The sequence below is a fragment of the Aminobacter sp. P4_D5 genome (assembly GCF_056401815.1).
This window is the reverse complement of record NZ_JBFUIP010000953.1, coordinates 1-621: the sequence shown is the minus strand read 5'-3', so window position 1 is coordinate 621 and position 621 is coordinate 1. Positions and strand designations below refer to the sequence as shown.

Annotated in this window: 1 protein-coding gene; it reads left to right on the top strand. The window is 72.9% G+C overall.

The window, feature by feature from the left end:
• Positions 1–66 precede the first annotated feature (66 nt).
• On the top strand, positions 67–621 hold a 555-nt coding region (locus AC1DWF_RS36020), incomplete at its 3' end, for a hypothetical protein (protein WP_476843241.1).

The window sequence follows — 621 nt, the reverse complement described above, 5'->3', positions numbered from 1 at the left end:
ACGCGGGCCATGCGTAGAAGCGATGGGCGTCGAAGTGATGGGCCGGACATGCCCACGGGAGAGAACATGCTGCCACGCCGCGCCCTGCTGATCCTGCCCGCCGCGCTCGGCGCCTGCGGCGGCACGCCGCCGCCGCGGGTGGACGGGCCGCCCATCTCCTACACCCACCTGACGCAGATCCGCCTCGACGTCTCGGCGATCGCGACCGAGGACCGCTCGCCCAATGGCGGCCCCAACGACATCGGCCGCACCCTCCAGCCCACGGCGCCGGAGGCCGTGCTCATCATGGGCCGCGACCGGCTGGCCGCCTTCGGCACGGAGAATCGCGCGCGATTCGCCGTCACCCGGGCGCAGATCGTGCGGGTGCGCAATGCGGCGCGGGGCGGCGCCTTCGCCTCGGATGCCGGCGAGCAGCTCACCTGCCAGCTCACCGCGCGCCTCGAGATCCTCGGCGAGAACGACCGGCGAATCGGCTTCGCCGAGGCCTCGGCGGAGCGCTCGCAGACCGCGGAGAGCACGCCCGGCGAGCGCCGGATCGTGGCGGAATCGCTGCTCCGCCAGACCATGTTCGACCTCAACACCGAGTTCGAGTTCCAGATCCGCCGCGCGCTGCGCCCCTAC